This window comes from Streptomyces sp. NPDC057654, assembly GCF_042800135.1.
GTDB lineage: Bacteria > Actinomycetota > Actinomycetes > Streptomycetales > Streptomycetaceae > Streptomyces.
The window spans coordinates 1-1,985 of record NZ_JBHVHQ010001203.1 but is presented as its reverse complement, the minus strand read 5'-3'; the positions used below and the strand labels follow the sequence as shown (position 1 = coordinate 1,985).

The window sequence follows — 1,985 nt, the reverse complement described above, 5'->3', positions numbered from 1 at the left end:
GTTCCCGCTGCCGGGCGAGCGTCGCCTCCATGGCTTGTGCGGACGTCCAGCCGACGGCGGCCCCGCCGAGAGCGGCGAGCGTCCACACGGCCAGCACGATCCACGCCTCGACGGCGTCGACGCGACGCCGGATCGGATTGCGCCGCCATCGCCAGAGCCGCACCTTCGGGTACCGAGCACTCCTGCGCATCGCTCCGCCCCCCCCTCACGCGTCCTGCTCGCAGGGTGACAGCGGGAAGCGTCCCTGTCGCGAGGTCTCGCGCGGCGCGGAGAACAGATTCCGACGTCCTCGATCGTCCTCGATTCGTCGGCGCATAGGGGCCGTTCAGCCCTGTCGTATGGCCCATGGGTGAGCGACCATCGAGCGGTGCGGGAAGTTCCGGCAGCGGGTACGGAGGGCCGTCATGACCGAAGCGCGGGCGTTCTCACCGGACGAGCCGATCCGGGTGTTCATCCTCGACGACCACGAAGTGGTCCGGCGCGGCCTCACCGATCTGCTCGGCGCCGAGCCGGACATCGCCGTGGTGGGCGACGCCGGGACGGTGGGCCAGGCTCTCGCCCGGGGGCCGGCGCTGCGCCCGGACGTCGCGGTCCTGGACGTGCGGCTGCCCGACGGGGACGGCATCATGGTCTGTCGTGATCTGCGTTCCCAACTGCCCGACATGGCCTGCCTGATGCTCACCTCGTTCGACGACGACGATGCCCTGCTGGACGCGATCATGGCGGGGGCGGCCGGCTATGTGCTCAAGCAGATCAAGGGATCGGATCTCGTCTCGGCGGTCCGCACGGTGGCCTCGGGGCAGTCGCTGCTGGACCCCGCCACCACCGCGCGGCTGATGCGGAACATCCGTTCCGAATCCGCCGATCCGCCGACGGGCTCGCCCGTTCTGGCGGGTCTCTCCCCGCGGGAACGCGACATCCTCGCCCTCGTCGGCGAAGGGCTCACCAACCGTCAGATCGGCCGGCGGCTGTTCCTGTCGGAGAAGACGGTCAAGAACCACATCTCCCGGCTGCTGGCGAAACTGGGCGTCCAGCGGCGCGTGCAGGCCGCCGTCATCGCCTCCCAGTTGGAGTGGCCCCCGTCCTGACACCGTGACGCCGTGCCCCCGTAACGCCGTGACGCCGTGACGCCTGGGATCGCGCCGGGGCGAATCTGGGCGAATCGGGGGCCGCCTACTCGGACGGCGGCGTCACGGCCTCCGGCAGCGGAACCCGCCACCGCAGCCTGGTCCCTCCCCCACGCGGCTCGTCCAGGGCCGACGTGCCGCCGAGCGCCACCGCCCGTTCCTCGATGTTCTTCAATCCGCTGCGGGATGCCGGGGACGCGTCGTCCGGGATGCCCGTGCCGTCGTCCGTGACGGTCAGCGTGAGCGCCCCCTCCCCGGCGACGAGCCGCACCTCCACCGCTGTCGCCTCGGCGTGCCGGGCGACATTGCTGAGCGCCTCCCCCAACACCGCCATCGCGTGTTCGGTCACCGAGGCGGGCACCACGGTGTCGACGGGGCCTTCCATCCGTACGGCGGGGGCGAAGCCCAGCGTGGCGGCGGCCACGGACACGGCGCCGGTCACCCGGCTCCGCAGCCCCCCTTGGCCGGGTCCCCCCTCGTGCGTGCGCAGCCCGAAGATCGTCGAGCGGATGATCTTGATGGTGGCGTCCAGGTCGTCCACCGACCGCTCCAGGCGTTCGACGGCCTCCGGGTGGCGCACGAACCGCCGCGCGCTCTGGAGGGTCATGCCCGTGGCGAACAGCCGCTGGATGGCCAGGTCATGGAGGTCGCGGGCGATCCGGTCGCGGTCCTCCAGCAGCGCGATCTGCTCGGCGTCCCGGCGGCGCTCGGCCAGTTCCATCGCCAGCGCCGCCTGGCCGGCGAAGCCGAGCAGCGGCGCGGACTCCGCGGGCGTGAAGGGCGTCCGGTCCGCGCTCCGGGCCATCAGCAGCACGCCCCGTGCGCTTTTGCCGGTGCCCATCGGCACCGCCACCGCCG

At 72.4% G+C, this 1,985-nt stretch carries 2 protein-coding genes and 1 pseudogene; 1 reads left to right on the top strand and 2 read right to left on the bottom strand.

All coding sequences use genetic code 11. From position 1 onward, the window contains the following. Positions 1-190: pseudogene (locus ACFU99_RS42015) on the bottom strand (hypothetical protein); the annotation flags it as partial. 214 nt (positions 191-404) lie between these two features. Between ACFU99_RS42015 and ACFU99_RS42010 the strand changes: the two are divergent. Continuing rightward, entirely contained in the window at positions 405-1,088 is a 684-nt protein-coding gene (locus ACFU99_RS42010) for a response regulator (RefSeq protein WP_384403624.1), read from the top strand. Positions 1,089-1,173: 85 nt separating this feature from the next. On the opposite strand, the gene ACFU99_RS42005 is transcribed toward ACFU99_RS42010, so the two are convergent. Then, a partial coding sequence (locus ACFU99_RS42005; protein ID WP_384403621.1) for a sensor histidine kinase occupies positions 1,174-1,985 on the bottom strand: 812 nt, incomplete at its 5' end.